Below are 17,342 nucleotides of genomic sequence, written 5' to 3' on the forward strand. Positions count from 1 at the left end.
AAAAAAGCCCTGTTCGGGGCTTTTTTGCTTCGCATCCATATTACTTCAGTTTTTTCATCGCGTTGTAGCTGGCCGTAATCGTCCGTTCGATATCCTCTTCTGTGTGAGCGAGCGAGACGAACATGCCTTCGAATTGAGAAGGCGGAATCATGACGCCTTCTTCCAGGAGGTTGCGGAAATAGGCGGAGAACCGCTCCAGATCGGAGGTTTTCGCCGTCTCGTAGTCGATGACGGGGGTCTCGGTGAAGAACAGGCAGACCATGGAGCCGACGCGGTTCAATGTGTGCGGAATGCCCAGCTTGCGCGCATTGTCCGCCAGCCCCTCGCCCAGGCGGGCCGAGAGTGCCTCCAGCCTTTCGTATGCGCCCGGCTGTCCCAACTGCTCAAGCGTGGTCATTCCGGCGGCCATCGCCAGCGGATTGCCCGAGAGTGTCCCCGCCTGGTAGATCGGACCCGCAGGTGCGATCTGCTGCATGATTTCCCGCTTTCCGCCGTACGCGCCTACGGGCAGACCGCCGCCGATCACTTTGCCCATCGTCGTCAGGTCAGGCGTGATGCCGTACAGTTCCTGCGCACCGCCGCGGGCCACACGGAAGCCCGTCATCACTTCATCAAAAATGAGCAAGGTGCCGTATTGCTTCGTGATCTCGCGCAGCGCTTCCAAGAAGCCTGGCTGCGGCGGGACGACCCCCATGTTGCCAGCGATCGGTTCCACGATGACTGCCGCCAGATCCGCTCCATAGTTTTCAAAGGCCAGCTTGACGCTGTCCAGATCGTTGTACGGCACTGTGATGGTGTTGACTGCCGTAGCTTCCGGCACGCCCGGGCTGTCAGGCAGACCCAGCGTCGCCACACCGGAGCCCGCTTTGATCAGCAAGCTGTCCGCATGGCCGTGGTAGCAGCCTTCGAACTTCATGATTTTGTTGCGCTTGGTGTAGCCGCGGGCGAGCCGAAGCGCGCTCATCGTCGCTTCTGTTCCCGAGTTGACCATCCGCACGACTTCGACAGAGGGAACGATCTCGCAGACCAGCTTGGCCATTTCCGTCTCCCGCTCCGTCGGGGCACCGAAGCTGGTGCCAAGCTGGGCCGTTTCCTGAATCGCGGCCAGCACCTTGGGGTGCGCATGGCCCAGAATCAGCGGGCCCCAGGAGCCGATGTAGTCGATATAGCTGTTGCCGTCCACATCCGTGATGCGGGAGCCTTCTCCGCGGGCGATGTACACCGGATTGCCGCCGACGCTCTTGAATGCCCGCACCGGGCTGTTTACGCCGCCCGGTATGTACTGCTGCGCTTCTTGAAACATGCGGGTCGATTGATCCATTTTCATCGCTTTATTCACCTCGCAGCCATTTTGCCACATCTTTTGCGTGATAGGTAATGATCAGATCGGCACCTGCACGCTTGAAGCCGACCAGCGTTTCCATGACGATTCTCTCTTCGTCGATCCAGCCATTTGCCGCGGCCGCTTTGACCATCGAGTATTCGGCACTGACGTTGTATACCACCAGCGGCAAGTTGAAGTTTTCGCGCAGTCTGAGCACCATATCCATAAACGCCAGACCCGGTTTGACCATCAAAAAGTCGGCGCCTTCGGCCACGTCCGAGGCCGCTTCCCGCAGTCCCTCCCGCGCATTGGCCGGGTCCATCTGATACGTCTTGCGGTCGCCCGATTGCGGGGTGGAATGGGCCGCCTCGCGGAACGGTCCATAGAAAGAGGAGGCGTATTTGACTGCGTACGACATGATCGGAATATGCGCAAAGCCCGCTTCATCCAACCCCTGGCGAATCGCCGCTACGAAGCCGTCCATCATGTTGGAGGGAGCGATGATGTCAGCGCCCGCTTTCGCTTGCGAGACCGCCGCCGCCGCCAGCAGCTTCAGGGTTTCGTCGTTGTCCACCTGGCCCTCTTGCAAAACGCCGCAGTGGCCGTGGTCGGTGTACTGGCACAGACAGGTGTCGGCGATCACGATCATCTCCGGGTGGTCTGCCTTGATCTGGCGGATCGCCCGCTGGGTGATGGCCTCGTCATTATAGGCCTCGGAGCCGCAGTAATCCTTGTGCTCCGGAACGCCGAACATCAGGACCGACTGGATGCCCAGAGCCGCGATTTCCTCCATCTCTTCTTTCAGACGATCCAGAGAAAAGTGATATACGCCCGGCATGGACGGTATCTCTTCTTTGATATTCGTCCCTTCCACGACAAACAACGGATAAATCAGATCCTCCACGCGTACGTGGTTTTCGCGAACCAGGTTGCGCATCGCTGCACTGGAGCGCAACCGGCGATGACGGTCAAAAGTGCCGGCCATCTGCTTTCCCTCCCCAATAGATAATCAGTGCTTCCATCAAACCTTCTACGGTATACTCCTCTGCCACGATGTCCGGATGCAGCCCGTGGGCTTTTGCCGTCTGCGCCGTAATCGGGCCGATGCAGGCGATGCGGACATTTCCCAGCAGCGCGGCTCCTCCATAGGGGGCCATCGCCTCCAGAAAATAAGAAACCGTGGAAGAGCTGGTAAACGCAATGACGTCGATCCTGCCCTGGCTAAGATACTCCGCTGCTTCCGGCGCCTGCTCGCCGTCGATGACGGTCTGGTACACATCCACCTCAGCGACCTCCATCCCCATGCGGCTAAGCTCCTCGGGGAGCAGCTTGCGGGCGATGTCGGCCCGAGGCAAAAGTACGCGCTCGCCCGGCTTCAGCTCCTCTTTTAAACTGACCAACATCCCCTCCGCGACGTAGTCGGATGGAATCAGATCCACCTTCCAGCCGTGCTTGGTCAGCTCCGCCGCCGTCTTGGGTCCGACAGCTGCCAGACGGGCGGTCAGCCGCTCAAAAGGAACCTGTAGCGCTCTCATCCGCTCCAGAAAAAAACGAACCCCGTTGACGCTGGTAAACATCACCCAATCGTAATCAGCCAACTGGAAGATGGCCTTATCCAAAGGACTGGTGTCACGCGGCGGCACCATTTTGATCAGGGGAAAGGCATACGCCTCTCCGCCGAGCGCCTCCAGCTGCGTAATCAGCTCTCCCGCCTGCTGCCGCGAGCGGGTCACCATCATGCGTATGCCCGCTAGCGGCTTCACATGCGCCCCTTCTTCCGGGTGAATCATGCTTGATTCTCCTTTTTCACGCGCTCCAGCACCTCTGCGGCCCCTTCTTCCGCCAAGACATCGGCCACTTGCAGTCCAAGCGCTGCGGGATCAGTTCCCTGTGCCGTCTTCTTGAATACCTGCGTGCCGTCCGGCGTCGCCACCATCCCGGTCAAGGTAATCAGGGTACCCTCTCCGTCCTCTCCTTCGGCTACGGTCGCGTAAGCGCCGATCGGCACCTGGCAGCCGCCCTCCAGCCGATGCAGGAAGCTGCGCTCCGCCGTTACGGCGAGCCGCGTCGGCAGGTGATCAAATTTACGCAAGAGATTCAAGGTTTCTTCATCGTCAGCCCGGCATTCGATCGCCAGAGCCCCTTGTCCCACTGCTGGCAAGCTGATGTCGATGGGCAGGAACTGGCTGATCGTCCCGTCCCAATTGACCCGCTCCAAGCCGGCTGCAGCCAGTACAATCGCGTCAAAATTGCCTTCGTTCAGCTTGCGGATGCGCGTGTCAATATTGCCGCGAATCGACTCGATGCGCAGGTCGGGACGATAGGCCAAAAGCTGTGCCGAACGGCGCAAGCTGCTGGTCCCGATCAAGGCACCCTGCGGCAGCTCATCCAGCGTTTTGCCTTCTTTGGAAAGAAGCACATCGCGCGGGTCCACTCGCTTCGGGATCGCCCCGATGACCAGGCCCTCCGGCAATTCCGCCGGCATATCCTTCAGGCTGTGTACGGCAAAGTCAGTCTCGCCGTCCAGCAAGGATTGCTCGATTTCTTTGACAAACAGTCCTTTGCCGCCCACTTTCGAGAGCGTCACATCGAGGATGCGGTCTCCTTTGGTCACGATCTCATGCCGTTCAAAAGTTGCCTCGCGATCCAGTTGCTTCAGTTGATCGATGACCCAATTCGTCTGGGTCAGCGCCAGCATGCTGCGGCGTGTCCCTACCTTCCAGTTACCCATGGTAGCCTCCTAACAAAGCTGTCGGTTACAGCCAATTGTGAAATTTTGAAACATCTGTCGCCAAGAAGTTGATCAGCACAAGCGCAAATCCGGCCAGATTCAGAAGAGCCAGGCTTCGCAGCTGCCAGGTGTCGCTAAAGCGCTTATAGAGCCAGAAGGAATACGTAAGCAGCACGCCAATCGACAACAGCACTTTTGCGTCCAGCCAGAACTTTTCGGGCAAAACCAGCTTTCCCCAGATAATCCCTACCAGTATCGCCAACAGCAGCATCGGAACCCCCATCATGTTCATCCGGTATGCGTACGATTCCAGCCGGTCCAGGCTGGGCAGCCGCCGGAGCATGGGTGTCCAGCGCTTGGCTTTGAGCATGTGGTGCTGCACGAGGTACATCGCGGAAAAGATCATCGAGAGCGAAAAAGCGCCGTAGCTGAACATGGCCAGGGTGATGTGAACGAGCAACAGCTCCGAGGTGAGCGGGCCCGATACGACGTGCAGGGGCGTCTCCGGCAAAAACATGGAGAGCACCAGCACGATGAAACCGATCACATTCGTAAAAAACACCAATAGGTCGATGCGAAAAACATAGTTGATGACCAAGGACAGCGTCACCAAAACCCATGAATAGAAAAACAGCGTCTCAAACAGCGTGACCACGGGAAAGTAGTTTTTGGCCACCAGCTGCGACACAAAAAATACGGTTTGCAAGGCCCAAACGACAGCAAGCAACCCGAAAGCCAGTCGATTGACTTTCCGGTTGCTTTGCAAGAAGTCGTTAAAATAGAAGAGAACACTTGCAGCGTAGAGAAAGATCGTCAAATCATAGATCCATCTCACATCGGCCATGTACTCTCTCCTCTCTTTCTCTATCGGTATCTACTTGGGGACGCGAGACGCCATGACCTGCTCGCGAAGGGAGGATTGTTTTGCCTTTTCCTTTTCCCAATTCGCTTCCCGCTCCGTCCGATCCAGAATCTCTTCGAGTGCGAAAATCGTGGAGAACATGTCCAACACGTCGGAAGCATCCTGCTTGGCAGCCATTTCTTTTAGGCGAACGACCGGATCATGCAATAATTGATTGATCATGCCTTTGGTCGTTTTGCGGATGATATGCCGTTCTTTTTCGGTTAGATGCTGCAGCTTGTTTTCGATCTTGCGCATGCCCTCGCTGTGAATGTCGAGCGCTTTTTCCCGCAGGGCCGCGATCAGCGGCGCGACGCCAAGCGTCTGGTACCAGGTCGTGAATGCGACGATCTCTTCGGCAATCATGACTTCCAAGCGCTCAGCCTCTCGGGAGCGCTCCTCGAGATTGCTGGCGACGATTCCTTCCAGATCGTCAATATCGTAAAGATAGACGTTTTCAAGATCGTGCAGGCTTGGATCCAGATCGCGCGGCACCGCGATATCGATCATGAACAGCGGACGGTGCCTGCGCTGCTTCATGATCGGCAGAAGCTGCTCCTTGGTGATCACATAGCCCGCAGCCCCGGTGGAGCTGATGACGATGTCTGCGGTGAGCAGCGCCTGGGAGAGCTGCTCCATCGTACAGGCGTCCCCCTGGAACTTCTCTGCGAGCAGCTGTGCCCGCTCCAGTGTCCTGTTGGCCACGCGAACATGACCCGAACCGTTGGCATGCAGATGCTTTGCCGTCAGTTCGCTCATTTTTCCGGCCCCGACGATCAGCACCTCTTTGCCGGCGAATGAACCGAAGATTTTCTTGCCCAGTTCGATCGCCGCGTAGCTCACCGACACGGCATTTTGTCCGATCGCTGTCTCCGTATGCGCCCGCTTGGCGAAGGTGATCGCCTGCTTGAACAGCATGTTGAAGACTGTTCCCGTCGCTTTTTGCTGCTGCGCCAGCGTAAATGCATCCCGGACCTGGCCGAGAATCTGCGTCTCGCCCATGACCATCGAATCCATCCCGCAGGAGACGCGGAACAGATGCTCAATCGCCTGTTCGTTTCCTTTTATATATAAATGCTCTTTAAAGGCTTCCTTGCTCACGCCAAACCACTCCGCCAAGAAACGGAGAGTGTAATCCCGTCCGACGTTCAGCTGATCGCAGACTACGTAGACTTCGGTCCGGTTACAGGTGCCGAGAATCACGCATTCTGCAATGCTCTTCGTCTGGGAGAGTAGATAAAGAGCCCGCGTCGTCCCGTCATCGCTGAAAGTAAACTTCTCGCGTATTTCGACAGGTGCCGTTTTGTAGTTAAGACCCAGTACAAGGATATCCATAACGTCCCCCCGGTAATACAATGCCAGCCGGCTCTGTGTAAAATTCACTCTCATTATATCATTATGTCCGAAAGGGGTCAGACGTAATTGTGAAAAGTTTATTAACGGATGACACTTTTGCGAGAGTAGACGCGAGAATGGCCGGGACATGCCTCTGATCTGTCAGATGCGGAAGCGAGTGGTGATCCGCTCCAGCGCGTCTGTTTTGGCGGCCAGCTCTTCGGCCACTCCGGCCAGAAGATGGACGCCCTCTGTCTGCGTCTCGACCGCACAGGCGGCTTCGGTCACACTGGCGGCAAACTCCTCGGCGATCGCCTCCACATCCTGCAGGGTTTGGCTAATCTCTTGGCAGTGGCGGACCAACAGTTCGGCCAGCTCCGCATTTTCCAGCGACATGCTTTTGTTCTGATCAACCACGACCTGCAGATGGCGAATCGCTTCCCCTGCTTCCTGAACGTATCGCGTAGAGGTCTTGAGCTCGCCCAGTTGACTGTCCACCTCATTTGCGCAGGCTACCACGTCTTGCTGCACGGCTCCCGTCACAGCCAAGATATTCTCCGCGAACCTGCCCGTCTCCTCCGCGAGGTGCCTGATTTCGCCGGCTACGACGGAAAACCCTCGGCCATGCTCACCCGCGCGGGCCGCCTCGATCGAGGCATTGAGCGCGAGCGTATTGGTCTGCCGGGCGATTTTGGTGATCGCCGACACCTGTTGGCTGATCTCCTCCATCTTGGCCGTCAGCAGCCGAATCGCCTCGGCCGATTTGGCCATGCCAGCCTCTGCCTGGCTGACCTGCCGGGAGGCCGCATCGACGGAGGCCGTCCCCCGCTCCGTCGTCTGGGCGGCGCTGTCACTCATCTCTCTCGCCCGCTGCAGGGCCGCTTTCATCCCCTCCAGCATGACCGTCATGTCGGACAAGCGCTGTACCGCTTTGGACAGTGCCTGCCCCTGCTGCTGACTGCCGCGTTGAAAGGCGCCCATCATTCCGCCGAGCTCGTCAAAGGTATCCGCCAAGTCTTTGGACTGGACTGCCTGCTTCCGGCTGATTTCGCCCGTCACTTGTGACGTGGCGGCGATCTCTTTGACGATATGCTGCAGACCCAAGGCCATTTTATTCATTTCCAGGCCCATCTGATGGAATTCGTTTCGCGCTGACGTGCTGACCATCTTCGTCAGATCGCCAGCCGAAACCGCCCGGGTCACCTCGCGCCACTCGCGGAACGTCATACGCATCGCCCGGTGGATGAAGAACCCCCCGGTCATCCCGACGAACAGCGAGACGCCCGCCCATGTGAGCATCACTTGCCACGGAAGGTCCATCACATACCCCGTGATCAGCCCGCAGACAGACGGCACCGTGCTGAGACCGAACAGAACCGGGCCGAGAAATGGCCGGTGCAGAATCGTACCCATCCGCAGGACGTAACGCTTCCCCTGGCAATTGCCGATCGGCACAGCCGTGTCCAGCAGCCACTCGCCCGTATCCCGGAGGTACAACTGAGACAATGCCTCTTTTGCAGCCGCTGCCCTTTTCCCCACTTCATCTAAAAAGATCATTCCCTCTCTGAGGCGATTGGTATGAATGTGGCTATATCCGGTTTCATCCACGATGACAAAATACTCCCGGTGGCTCAGATGCTCGTCGAACAGCTGACGAACGGTTTCGCGGACCTCATCCAGATGACTCTTACCCAGCAGTTCGGCAACCTGTTCGGCCATTATTTTCGCTTTTCTCTCGGCTCGTCTTGTTTTGCTTGTACCCGGCAGCTTTTGCTTCATCAATGCGTCCCCCTTTTTCTCATATACTGGGCAATATTTCCTCTGATAGGAAGTAGTTTTCTATATTTTCCGACATTTCTTTCCAAAAGCCAAGCCCCCTCCGCTTTTCTCCTCTTTTCCTGCGTTTTATCTTGCTTTCATCGCCTGTTTCTCGTATCATGCTTGCATGATCATCTGAACGTTGGAAATAGTCTGATGACGTTGGAGGGAGAGAAGACATTTTGAAAAAGCAGTGGATGGCAGATACAACGCTGTTTTTGATCGCTTTTATTTGGGGTGCTACGTTCCTCGTCGTGCAACAGGCGATCAATGAACTTCCGCCGAACGCCTTTAATGCCGTTCGCTTTTCCATCGCCGCACTGTTCCTGCTTGCGATCCAACTGCTGTTTTATCGCCAGCAATGGCGCGAGTGGAGCGCCCCTCTGCTGAAGGCAGGCTGTCTGATTGGCTTCTGGCTTTGTCTGGGGTACGGGCTGCAGACGGTCGGCCTGATGTATACCACCCCTTCCAAAGCGGGGTTTATCACCGGTCTGTCCGTGGTGCTCGTGCCGCTCTTTTCGTTTCTGATCCTGCGGGATCGGGTAAAGCCCTCGGCCATTGTCGGGGTCATCCTGGCCGCTGTCGGCCTGTACCTGCTCACGCTGAACCAGACGCTGGGGTTCAACATCGGAGATATCATGGTATTTGGCTGCGCGATTTGCTTTGCGATGCAAATCGTCATTACCGGCAAATACTCGCCGATTTTTCCCGCCCTGCCGCTGGCGATCGTGCAGCTGGGGACGGTAGCCGTGATGAGCTGGGCCTATGCGATCCTGTTTGAAGACTGGCGGCGTGCCCTGGATCCGCAGGTCCTGCTCATCCCGGAGGTCGCCCGCGGTCTCGTGATCACCTCCATTTTTGCCACAGCGCTGGCGTTCCTGGCCCAGACGGCCCTGCAAAAGCAGACGACGACGACCCGCGTCGCCTTAATCTTTGCGCTGGAGCCCGTCTTTGCCGCCGTCACCTCGTACCTCTGGATTCATGAAATCTTGACGGGGCGGCAGATATTCGGCGGATTCCTGATCTTCTTCGGGATGATTATGGCGGAGATGCCGATTGCCGAGTGGGTGAAGCTGTGGATGGCGAAGAAGCAGGCGCAGCGGGAACGAAAAGATTCGACGTAAAGCGAAAGGATTGCCCGCAAAAGCGGTTGCCATAGAAACCGACGGTCACTGAAATGCGGCGGTCACGGAATTGCGGCAGTCACGGAATTGCGGCAGTCACGGAATTGCGGCAGTCACGGAAAAAGGAGCATGCCTCTGTCACGAGAGCATGCTCCTTTTTCGATGCCAAGCGCTTGGCATACGGGATTTGTCAGGTCGTTTTCTTTACTTCCTGCAGAAGCGCCTCGACGAACAGGCTCATCACCTGTCCGCACACCTTCTGCGGCAAGCGCTCCGTCCGCTTCAGCCACTGCTTCAGGCGCAGCAGGTGATAGGCGGCTTGCGGGAGGCGGCCGCTCGTCCCCGCTTCGATCAGGGCCGTCGCCGTCTGTCCCACTTTGGCCCAGTGGCGGTACTTTTCCACCCATTGGCCAATTTCTTTGGACAGCTTTCGATTCTTCATTTTATGGAGCAGATGGTTGGCCGTCTCCTCCATCTCGGAAAACATCAGACCCAGCTTGCGGATCGCTTGCTCCCTGCTGCCGTACTGAAAGTGAAAGCGGAACTGCATAAAGGACTCCAGCAGCGCGGGCGATTCGGTTTCATGCAAAAAGGAGCTCTGCACATTATCCGCAAAGCGAAGCAGGGCATCCGCATCCTCCGTCCCCGCCACTTCCTCAATCGCCCGCCGCCACGACTTCGTCGGGTCGTAGCCGTACGGGTCGCGCAGATAGTCCGCGATCGTGATCAAGGGAATCTTGGAACTCTCCGCCCATTCCATCGCATTGGCTACATAGCCGGCAGACAATTGGCCCAAGCCCGGGTCGCGATGTCGGAGCGGTCCGATATGCAGCTCACGCGCCATCGCCAAGTCGTTGACGGGATAGTTGTCCCAGTACAGCGGCCGGTGTCCGGTATATTCCCGGAAGCGAATCGCGTCGCCCTCGGTCAAGAACGGCGAACAGACGAATCGGCCCGTCCAGAAAAGGGCAATTTCCGGCGGCAGCAGACGCCCCAGCCTGGTGATGTAGGGCTCGTTGCCGAGACCGTGGTACTGGGTCGGGCAGAGCACCAGACTGACGGGCTCTGACCAGGTGCCCATCTCCTCCCACAAGCGAAGCGCCGAAGCTGCATGAGCGTCAGCCAGCGTGTCAAACTGCCGAAGGTCCTCCCCATGCAGCAGCTCCAGCGGAATGTCGTCAAACTGCAGGGCAAAGCACCTCACCCCGCGATCGTACATCGCTTTGTACTTGGACGTGAGGATGTCGGCATGCTCCTTTTTGGAATACTCCATGTTTAAACCGGGACTCAGACAGTAGTAAAAGGAGAGCCCCTCCGCACCCGCTGCCTGTATCAGCGCATCGATGTTTTCCAGCTCTGCGGGAGGATGGGGCTCCTGCCATCTCTCTCTCAGATACGGATCGTCTTTCGGGGCGTAGAAGTACGCATTGAATTGGTGCCTGGCCAGAAAGCGGATCATGTCCAGCCGTTCAGCATGCGTCCACGGCTTGCCGTAGAAGCCTTCGATGACACCGCGTATGGGAAAGTGTTCGCGACTCGTCACACAGGGGCCTCCTTTCCCGTTTCGCCGTCTCTGAATGCGGGTGTAGCACGGCTATTCTTGTGGTTGTTCCGCTGTCTCCTTGGCGGAAGCGATGGCATCCTGCTTCTGCTCCTCGTGTTCGTAGAGGCGCCTTTTGATCTCGGACCACAGCTCATCCCGCCCCTGACCGGTTTCCGAGGAGAAGATCAGGATCGAGTCGTCGCCGCGGAGCTTCAGATGCTCCCGGATCACTTTGGTATGCTGCAGCCAGCGGCCTCTGGCAATTTTATCGCCCTTGGTCGCCACGACCACCGTCGGAATTCCGATTTCCTTGCACCACTCGTACATGGCGACGTCATCTTTGCTGGGAGCGTGGCGAATATCTACCAGTTGAATGATAAAGCGCAATTCCTTCCGATTTTTCAGGTAAGACTCGATCATTTTTCCCCATTGCCCTTTGATCGATTTGGAGACCTTGGCATAGCCGTAGCCCGGGAAATCGACGAAATAGAGCATCTTGTTTACCTGAAAATAGTTGAGCGTCTGGGTTTTGCCCGGCTTTTGGCTGGTCCTCGCCAACCCTTTGCGGTTCATCATTTTGTTGAGAAGCGAAGATTTTCCCACATTGGAGCGGCCTACCAGAGCGATCTCAGGCAGGCCGTCCGTCGGGTATTGACTGGGTCCGACGGCGCTGGTTATGAATTCGGCAGAGGTGATTTTCATGAAGATTCACCCGCCATCTTTACCAGCGCGTGGCGCAGCACTTCATCCAGATGTTCGACCGGAATAAATTTCAAGTCGTTCCGCACACTTTCCGGAATGTCGTCAATGTCTTTTTCGTTGTCTTTGGGCAAAATGACGGTCGTCAAGCCCGCCCGGTGAGCGGACAGGGATTTTTCCTTCAGGCCGCCGATCGGGAGCACCCGGCCGCGCAGCGTAATCTCCCCGGTCATCCCCACTTCCTTTCGCACGGGGATACCCGTCAAAGCGGAGACGAGCGCCGTCGCCATCGTAATGCCGGCGGATGGACCGTCTTTCGGGATGGCCCCTTCCGGCACGTGGATGTGGATGTCGTTCTTCTCATGGAAATCGGGGTCGATCTTCCACTCGGCAGCTCGCGAGCGGATGTAGCTGAAAGCAGCCTGAGCCGACTCTTTCATCACATCGCCGAGCTGTCCCGTCAGTGTCAGCTTGCCTTTGCCCGGCAGGATGGTGACTTCGATATTGAGGGTGTCGCCGCCTGCTTCGGTCCAGGCGAGACCTGTCACCGAACCGACCTGATTTTCTTTTTCCGCCAGTCCATAGCGGAAGCGCGGTTTGCCCAGCAGGCTTTCGATCGTCTTGGCTGTGACGACGACGCGCTTTTTCTCCCCGCTGACGATCAGCTTGGCGGCTTTCCGGCAGATATTGGCCGCTTCCCGGTTCAGGTTGCGCACGCCCGCCTCGCGGGTGTACTGGCGAATCACCTTCAGCATCGCCTCTTCCTGAACTTGCAGCTTATCCTTGCCGAGACCGTGATCCTCCATCTGCTTGGGCAACAGGTAGCCGCGCATGATGTTCAGCTTCTCCAGCTCGGTATAGCCCGAAATCGTGATCACTTCCATCCGGTCCAGGAGCGGACGGGGGATCGTATGCAGGCTGTTGGCCGTCGTGATAAACATGACATTGGTCAAATCGTAGGTCTCTTCGATATAGTGGTCGCTGAACTTGTCATTCTGGTTCGGGTCCAGCACTTCGAGCAGGGCCGACGCCGGGTCTCCGCGGAAATCGGAGGCCAGCTTGTCGATCTCATCCAGGAGGAAGACGGGATTGATCGTGCCCGCTTGCTTCATCCCCTGAATGATCCGGCCGGGCAGAGCGCCGACATAGGTGCGGCGATGGCCGCGAATCTCCGCTTCGTCACGCACCCCGCCGAGGGAGATGCGGACGAACTCGCGCTCCAGCGCGCGGGCGATGGAACGAGCCAGGGACGTTTTTCCCACCCCCGGGGGACCGACCAGGCAGAGAATCGGACCGCGCATGGAATTTACCAGCTTTTGCACGGCGAGGTACTCCAGCACCCGCTCTTTTGGCTTTTCCAATCCGTAGTGATCTTCGTTCAGGATGTCTTCGGCATGCTTGATGTCGAGATTGTCTACGGTCTTTCTCGTCCAGGGCAAGGCCAAAAGCGTATCGATATAGGTGCGAATCACCGATCCCTCTGCAGAGGTGGACGGCATTTTCTCCAGTCGATCCAGCTCTTTCTCGATCTTCTTCTTGATCCGCTCGGGTGCATCGGATTTGTCGAGCTGAGCGCGCAGCTCGTCGACCTCGCCCTGCCGGCCATCCTTTTCCCCCAGCTCTTTTTGGATCGCTTTCATCTGTTCCCGCAGATAGTACTCTTTCTGGGTGCGCTCCATCTGCTTTTTCACGCGGCCGCTGATTTTGCGCTCCAGCTCCAGCACCTCGCGCTCGTTGTTCAGGATATCGAGCAGAATTTCCAGGCGCTCCTTGATGTTGACAGTCTCCAAAATCTCCTGTTTGTCGCGCATTTTCAGCGGCAAATGGGAGGCAATGACATCGGCCAGCCTGCCTGGCTCCTCGATGTCGCTGACAGAGGTAAGCGTTTCCGGGGAAACTTTTTTGGACAGCTTGATAAATTGCTCAAAGTGGCTAAGTACGGCGCGCATCAGCGCCTCCACTTCGTTTGGATGGGTATGCTGTTCTTCCAGGTAGCTAATCTCGACCTGAAAATACTCTTCTTCTTGCAGATACTTCTCGATTCTGGCCCGCTGCAGGCCTTCCACCAGCACCCGAATCGTTCCATTGGGGAGCTTCAGCATTTGTTTGACGCGTGCTACCGTCCCTACCGTGTAGATCTGGTCGGCCTCTGGTTCTTCTATATGGACTTCCTCCTGGGTCGCAAGCAGGATCTTGTTGTCGTCCACCATGGCCTGCTCCAATGCGCGGACGGATTTTTCCCGTCCCACATCCAGATGCAGCACCATCGATGGATACACAAGCAATCCGCGCAGCGGGAGGAGTGGAATCTCTCGTTTACCGGAACGATCGCCCAAGCTTATGCACCTCTCCTTGATCTGAACAGTCTTTGCAGTCATTTTTTTTAAAAGCGGGAACCGGTTCCCCTGCGCTGGGGAAAGCCGGATCCTGCCGCCTTTGCAAAAGAAATCTCATGCAATCGTACAAGCAAAAACGGCCCAGGAACAGCCGTTTTGGGTCGCGCAGTGACACTCGGTCCCTCCCTGCTTTTGGGAGAGAGCCGAAGCTTCTTATCATTGTAGCGTAAACAGAATCCGATGTCTAATTTCTGCCTGCTGCACACCTTACAAGGAGAGGGGGGAGGAAGCCAGGTCCTCTGTGGGCAGCTGCAAGGTAAATCCGGTCGCCTCCACCTCCGGTTCGGCGGCGCCGTGCATGGCCAGCTCCAGGACCTCCTGCACGGTCGAAACCGGGATAACTTCGATTCCTTCCATGTTGGCGAAAATCGACTGCCAGTTTTCCTCCGGAATCAGCACACGCACAGCCCCGGCAGCCCGCGCGGCTTCCACCTTGGCGACCACGCCGCCCACCGGCTTTACTTTTCCGTGAATGCTTACCTCGCCGGTCATGGCGACCAGATTGTCGACGGGGATTTTGCGGATGGCCGAGTACACCGCTGTGGCGATGGCGATGCCGGCTGACGGACCGTCCACGGGAACCCCGCCCGGAAAATTGATGTGCAGATCGTAGTCAAAAGGCTGGACGCCCAAGTGATGGAGGACCGTCAGCACGTTGTCGATCGAACCCTTGGCCATGGATTTGCGCCGAATCGTCCGGCTGCGGCTGCCGATTTCCTCTTCCTCGGCCAGTCCCGTCGTGATCACCCGTCCGTTACCCGGCACGGCTGCCGGAATGGCCGTCACCTCCAGTTCCATGACACTGCCCATGTTGGGGCCGTAGACGGCAAGCCCGTTCACAAGACCGATCTGCGGAGCGGAGTGGACCTGCTTTTCCTGCCTCGGCGATTTTTGGCTGCTGTGGACCACCCACTCCACGTCCGAGGACTGGATGAATTTTCTTTTTTCGGTCAAGGCGATGCCGGCTGCGATCTGCACGGTGTTGATCGCTTCGCGCCCGTTGGTGGCGTAGCGCTCGATCACGCGCACGGCTTCCTCTTCCGCCGTCATGTCCATCTTGGCCACTGCCGTTCTGACGATGCTGCCCACCTCCGCCGCCTTTAACGGGCGGAAAAAGATCTCCAGGCAGCGGGAGCGGAGGGCGGCCGGCAATTCCTCCGGCATTCGCGTAGTAGCCCCTACCAGGCGGAAATCTGCCGGCAGGCCGTACTTGAAAATTTCATGAATATGTGCAGGGATCTGCGTATTATCTTCGCTGTAATACGCACTTTCCAGGATCACTTTGCGGTCTTCCAGCACTTTGAGCAGCTTGTTCATTTGAACGGGGTGAAGCTCGCCGATCTCATCCAGAAACAGTACGCCCCCATGCGCTTTGGTGACCGCTCCCGGCTTTGGCTGCGGAACACCTGCCTGCCCCAGCGATCCCGCTCCTTGGTAAATGGGGTCGTGAACGGAGCCGATCAGCGGGTCTGCGATCCCCCGCTCGTCAAAACGGGCGATCGTCGCATCGATCTCCACGAATTTGGCGTCGCTCGAAAAGGGTGACAAGCTGTTCTTCTTTGCCTCTTCCAGTACGACCCTGGCGGCTGCGGTCTTGCCCACGCCCGGCGGGCCGTAGATGATCACATGCTGGGGATTGGGGCCGCACAAAGCGGCACGCAGCGCCCGCAATCCGTCCTCCTGTCCGACGATCTCCTCCAGCGCGGCTGGCCGGGTCTTCTCCGACAAGGGCTCTGTCAAGGCGATCATGCGCATCCGCCGCAACTGGTCCATGTCTTTTCGCGATTCCTTGTCAGTGGACGTCTTGGTCGTCCGTTGAGCTCTCAGCAGCTTCCAGAAATAGGTCCCTATGATTATCGCTACAATGACTTCAATGCAGGCAATCACCAATGTGGTATAGTTCATCCGCAGTCCCTCCCATGCGCACCGGCAGCTATTTTGAAGACTGTCTGTGGCGTGTGTGGCCACCAAAACAGGCTATCGTTGGCGTCTCTTGAACTATAGTCTGTAGTATTGCCTGCCATAGTTGGGAGTAAACTTGAAACCGGGTTCACCCTTGTTGATCGTGGCTGCGTGGCAGCTGGTTGGAATTCATCTTGGTTGCGTGGCCCGTGGCCTGAATTCATTGTGGCTACAATCAAAAAACCACCTCTCGAAAGAGGTGGTTGATTTTTCAACGGAATCCCTTATGCACTTTCATGCTTGCGATCCTGACCTTCCTTGGTCAGCAGCTTTGGCTTTACTTTGTCGCGCACCGTTTCTTCCGTGATGACGCATTTGCTGACGTCCTCGCGAGACGGCAGTTCGTACATCATATCCAGCATGATCTGCTCGATGATGGCCCTCAGACCGCGGGCGCCTGTATTTCGCTTGATCGCTTCTTTGGCGATCTGGCTCAATGCACCAGCATCGAACTCAAGCTCGACGTTGTCGAGACTCATCAGCTTCTGGAATTGTTTGACCAGCGCGTTCTTTGGCTCCGTGAGGATTTTGATCAGCGTCGCTTCGTCCAGCGGCTCCAGCGTAGCCAGAACAGGCAGACGGCCGACAAACTCCGGAATCAGACCGAACTTGAGCAGGTCTTCCGGCAACACGTATTTCAGGTATTCTCCTTGCTTCAGGTCGCCTTTGATTCCTTCATTCACTTCTGTACCGAATCCAATCACTTTTTTACCCAGACGGCGTTTGATGATCTGTTCGACGCCATCAAAAGCTCCGCCGCAGATAAACAAGATATTGGAGGTATCGATCTGGATAAATTCCTGGTGCGGATGCTTGCGTCCCCCTTGCGGCGGCACGCTGGCCACCGTTCCCTCGAGGATTTTCAGCAGCGCCTGCTGCACTCCTTCACCGGATACATCCCGCGTGATCGAAGGATTTTCCGACTTGCGGGCCACCTTGTCGATCTCGTCGATGTAGATGATGCCTTTTTCGGCTTTTTCCACGTCGTAGTCGGCGGCCTGGATCAGCTTCAAAAGGATGTTCTCGACGTCTTCTCCCACATACCCCGCTTCCGTCAGCGATGTGGCATCCGCGATGGCAAAGGGAACGTTGAGAATCCGCGCCAGCGTCTGGGCCAGCAGGGTCTTCCCGCTACCGGTCGGCCCGATCAGCAGGATGTTCGATTTTTGCAGCTCTACATCCTCGATCTTGGCTCCGGAATTGATCCGCTTATAGTGGTTGTATACCGCTACAGCCAGGGATTTTTTCGCCAGGTCCTGACCAATCACATAATCGTCCAGAATCTGACGGATCTCCATCGGCTTGGGAATTTCTTTCATGTCGATTTCTTCTTCGGTGCCCAGCTCTTCCTGCACGATCTCGTTGCAAAGCTCGATGCACTCGTCACAAATGTATACGCCGGGACCGGCAACCAGCTTTCTCACTTGCTCCTGCGATTTGCCGCAGAACGAGCATTTCAGCTGGCCTTTATCATCGTTAAATTTAAACATGCGCGTATCACCTCACATC

At 57.0% G+C, this 17,342-nt stretch carries 13 protein-coding genes; 1 reads left to right on the forward strand and 12 read right to left on the reverse strand.

Features of this window, described 5'->3' with window-relative positions:
* Window positions 1-40 precede the first annotated feature (40 nt).
* The 7 genes from hemL to JD108_RS15655 form a co-directional block, all read right to left on the reverse strand.
* Entirely contained in the window at window positions 41-1,327 is a 1,287-nt protein-coding gene (gene hemL, locus JD108_RS15625; RefSeq protein WP_198826948.1) for a glutamate-1-semialdehyde 2,1-aminomutase, read from the reverse strand.
* A 4-nt stretch (window positions 1,328-1,331) separates the two neighbouring features.
* Window positions 1,332-2,309, reverse strand: a complete 978-nt coding sequence (gene hemB / locus JD108_RS15630; RefSeq protein WP_198826949.1) for a porphobilinogen synthase — start codon at window positions 2,307-2,309, stop codon at window positions 1,332-1,334.
* Window positions 2,293-3,114, reverse strand: a complete 822-nt coding sequence (locus JD108_RS15635) for a uroporphyrinogen-III synthase (protein ID WP_198826950.1) — start codon at window positions 3,112-3,114, stop codon at window positions 2,293-2,295. The genes hemB and JD108_RS15635 overlap by 17 nt, the downstream gene beginning before the upstream one ends.
* Window positions 3,111-4,055: a hydroxymethylbilane synthase gene (gene hemC / locus JD108_RS15640; RefSeq protein ID WP_198826951.1), complete on the reverse strand. Its 945-nt coding sequence runs from the start codon at window positions 4,053-4,055 to the stop codon at window positions 3,111-3,113. Before hemC ends, JD108_RS15635 begins: the two co-directional genes overlap by 4 nt.
* A 25-nt stretch (window positions 4,056-4,080) precedes the next feature.
* Window positions 4,081-4,899 carry a cytochrome C assembly family protein gene (locus JD108_RS15645; RefSeq protein ID WP_198826952.1) on the reverse strand — a complete coding sequence of 273 codons (819 nt, stop codon included), beginning with the start codon at window positions 4,897-4,899 and terminating at the stop codon, window positions 4,081-4,083.
* A 30-nt stretch (window positions 4,900-4,929) separates the two neighbouring features.
* Entirely contained in the window at window positions 4,930-6,291 is a 1,362-nt protein-coding gene (hemA, locus tag JD108_RS15650; protein ID WP_198826953.1) for a glutamyl-tRNA reductase, read from the reverse strand.
* A gap of 162 nt (window positions 6,292-6,453) precedes the next feature.
* A complete protein-coding gene (locus JD108_RS15655) occupies window positions 6,454-8,070 on the reverse strand; it encodes a methyl-accepting chemotaxis protein (RefSeq protein ID WP_198826954.1) in 1,617 nt (538 codons plus the stop codon).
* Window positions 8,071-8,291: 221 nt separating this feature from the next.
* On the opposite strand from JD108_RS15655, the gene JD108_RS15660 reads away from it, so the two are divergent.
* Window positions 8,292-9,233 carry a DMT family transporter gene (locus tag JD108_RS15660; protein ID WP_323958377.1) on the forward strand — a complete coding sequence of 314 codons (942 nt, stop codon included), beginning with the start codon at window positions 8,292-8,294 and terminating at the stop codon, window positions 9,231-9,233.
* 190 nt (window positions 9,234-9,423) lie between these two features.
* On the opposite strand, the gene JD108_RS15665 is transcribed toward JD108_RS15660, so the two are convergent.
* The 5 genes from JD108_RS15665 to clpX form a co-directional block, all read right to left on the reverse strand.
* Entirely contained in the window at window positions 9,424-10,776 is a 1,353-nt protein-coding gene (locus tag JD108_RS15665; protein ID WP_198826955.1) for a protein O-GlcNAcase, read from the reverse strand.
* A 51-nt stretch (window positions 10,777-10,827) separates the two neighbouring features.
* Entirely contained in the window at window positions 10,828-11,478 is a 651-nt protein-coding gene (gene yihA / locus JD108_RS15670; RefSeq protein ID WP_198826956.1) for a ribosome biogenesis GTP-binding protein YihA/YsxC, read from the reverse strand.
* The gene (gene lon / locus JD108_RS15675) at window positions 11,475-13,811 is read right to left on the reverse strand and encodes an endopeptidase La (protein WP_198826957.1); all 2,337 of its coding nucleotides are present in this window, start codon (window positions 13,809-13,811) and stop codon (window positions 11,475-11,477) included. The genes yihA and lon overlap by 4 nt, the downstream gene beginning before the upstream one ends.
* 267 nt (window positions 13,812-14,078) lie before the next feature.
* The gene (gene lonB / locus JD108_RS15680; RefSeq protein WP_198826958.1) at window positions 14,079-15,776 is read right to left on the reverse strand and encodes an ATP-dependent protease LonB; all 1,698 of its coding nucleotides are present in this window, start codon (window positions 15,774-15,776) and stop codon (window positions 14,079-14,081) included.
* Window positions 15,777-16,057: 281 nt separating this feature from the next.
* A complete protein-coding gene (gene clpX, locus JD108_RS15685) occupies window positions 16,058-17,323 on the reverse strand; it encodes an ATP-dependent protease ATP-binding subunit ClpX (protein WP_198826959.1) in 1,266 nt (421 codons plus the stop codon).
* Window positions 17,324-17,342: the final 19 nt, after the last annotated feature.

It is taken from the genome of Brevibacillus composti, from assembly GCF_016406105.1.
Lineage (GTDB): Bacteria > Bacillota > Bacilli > Brevibacillales > Brevibacillaceae > Brevibacillus > Brevibacillus composti.

Bases quoted from the DNA above. Each gene is read 5' to 3' on its own strand.
- lonB (WP_198826958.1), bottom strand. From the start codon at position 15,776: ATGAACTATACCACATTGGTGATTGCCTGCATTGAAGTCATTGTAGCG.
- JD108_RS15635 (WP_198826950.1), bottom strand. From the start codon at position 3,114: ATGATTCACCCGGAAGAAGGGGCGCATGTGAAGCCGCTAGCGGGCATA.
- hemC (WP_198826951.1), bottom strand. From the start codon at position 4,055: ATGGGTAACTGGAAGGTAGGGACACGCCGCAGCATGCTGGCGCTGACC.
- hemB (WP_198826949.1), bottom strand. From the start codon at position 2,309: ATGGCCGGCACTTTTGACCGTCATCGCCGGTTGCGCTCCAGTGCAGCG.
- hemA (WP_198826953.1), bottom strand. From the start codon at position 6,291: ATGGATATCCTTGTACTGGGTCTTAACTACAAAACGGCACCTGTCGAA.
- JD108_RS15645 (WP_198826952.1), bottom strand. From the start codon at position 4,899: ATGGCCGATGTGAGATGGATCTATGATTTGACGATCTTTCTCTACGCT.
- clpX (WP_198826959.1), bottom strand. From the start codon at position 17,323: ATGTTTAAATTTAACGATGATAAAGGCCAGCTGAAATGCTCGTTCTGC.
- yihA (WP_198826956.1), bottom strand. From the start codon at position 11,478: ATGAAAATCACCTCTGCCGAATTCATAACCAGCGCCGTCGGACCCAGT.
- hemL (WP_198826948.1), bottom strand. From the start codon at position 1,327: ATGAAAATGGATCAATCGACCCGCATGTTTCAAGAAGCGCAGCAGTAC.
- JD108_RS15655 (WP_198826954.1), bottom strand. From the start codon at position 8,070: ATGAAGCAAAAGCTGCCGGGTACAAGCAAAACAAGACGAGCCGAGAGA.